Raw genomic sequence first — 1,589 nt, 5'->3', positions numbered from 1 at the left:
GGCCCGGATCGAGGAGATCCTCGCCGCCGTCCGCGTCCCCGCCGACACCCCGACCGCCGCCGCCGGCGTGCCGGGCACCGCCCGCGCCTGACCGTGGGCGCAGCCGGTCAGACCAGGGCCGCCACCACCGTGGCGGCCCGGTCCTCGTGCTTGGCGTACGCGTCGGGGAAGGCGGAGACCTGCACCGCCTGGGCCGCGGCGGTCACGCTCATCTCCTCCCAGCCGGGCACCTCGGCCAGGGCGGTGAAGAAGGCCCGGGCGGCGTACGCCGGACGCATGATCTCGGCGACGGTGCCCCAGCCGCTGCTGGGACGCTGCTGGAACAGGCCGACCGAGTCATGGTCGGAGCCGCTGCCCTGGTGCGGGTAGTCGAAGGACTCCGGCAGCACGTCGCTGGCCAGGTTGTAGAGGTCGCTCTCCTGCATCGCGGTGGCAACCGCCACCACGAGCGCGCGGCGGGGCAGCTTCATGTCCCGCCCGACGTCGACGATCGTCCTGGCGTTGTCCATCTGCCGCTGGTCCAGCCCGGCCACCGGGCGGGGGTGCTTGGGGCGGACCACCCTCTTCGGCGCCTTCTTCCGGGTCGGCGCCGGGCCGGGTGTGGCCGACGGCGCCGGCGGCACGGGCGCGGCGAGCGGTGGTACGGCGCGGGTGAAGTCGCGGGAGGCCCGCTGTTCGGTGGCGGCCCGGTCGGCGAGCGCCTCGCGCACCTCCAGGTGGGGATGTGCGGCCTCACCGACGCCGGCGACCCCGATCAGCCCGAGGCAGCAGGTCACCCCGGTGGCCACCGCGATCCGGCCGGACACCGACCGGGTCGGGCCGCGTCGGGGCGGTTCGGGGGCACGATGCCGCCCCACCCTCCGTTCGGCTGATGCCGGGTCGATCGTTCGGCGAACCGGGCGCGGAGCGGACAGGTCCTGATGATCGGGGTTGTCGGGATGCACCCGCCGAGGCTAGAAAGCTTCGGGTCGCTTGCCATCGGGTCGGTTGGTGGCATGCGCCACAATTTGCCGGTATCCGCCCCGGCATTACCGCCGGACAATCATGAAAGGTTCAGACCTCCAATCTCCGGAAGATCGCTCATGTCCGTTTAAGGGGTAGGAATCGGGCGGCTGCGACGGTGATCGGTGCCGGTCGCGGGCCTCCACCGTTCGGCCGAGGTCGCGCGGTTCGTCCGGCCCTCCGGCAGGCCCGGTCCACCGAGGCGAGGCGGCGTCGACGAGTACCGCGATCGACCGCACCACCCGCGTGGACGCTCGATACGATCCGGACGGTGACGGAGCAGATGATCGACGAGCGGGCCGCCGGAGGGCCCGCGGGCAGCCGGGGCCGACGGGGACTCGTCCTCGTGGCCTGCGCGGTGCTGCTCGCGCTGCTCCTGGTGGGGCATCGCGCCGTGCCCAACGTCGACGGCCTGGGCAGCCTGGTCGACAGCGCCACCCCACTGCTCGGCCTCGGCGTACCCCTGCTCGCGCTCGCGGCCCTGCTGCGCCGTTCCCGCCGGGCGCTGCTCGCGGCCCTGCTGCCGGCGCTGGTCTGGGCCGGGCTCTACGGCCGGGCGTGGCTCCCCCCGGCGGCCGACGCCGGCG

General features: G+C 74.4%; 1 protein-coding gene and 1 pseudogene. One reads left to right on the top strand and one right to left on the bottom strand.

The window, feature by feature from the left end; translation table 11 throughout:
• Window positions 1–107 precede the first annotated feature (107 nt).
• Entirely contained in the window at window positions 108–944 is an 837-nt protein-coding gene (locus tag HUW36_RS32455; RefSeq protein ID WP_174531535.1) for a hypothetical protein, read from the bottom strand.
• Window positions 945–1,273: 329 nt separating this feature from the next.
• Between HUW36_RS32455 and HUW36_RS32450 the strand changes: the two are divergent.
• Window positions 1,274–1,589: pseudogene (locus tag HUW36_RS32450) on the top strand (endonuclease/exonuclease/phosphatase family protein); the annotation flags it as partial.

The organism is Micromonospora maritima, assembly GCF_902825405.1.
In the GTDB taxonomy this organism is placed as follows: Bacteria; Actinomycetota; Actinomycetes; order Mycobacteriales; family Micromonosporaceae; genus Micromonospora; species Micromonospora maritima.
Note: the sequence above shows the minus strand (reverse complement) of the source record. Positions and strands in the feature narration are given on the sequence as shown.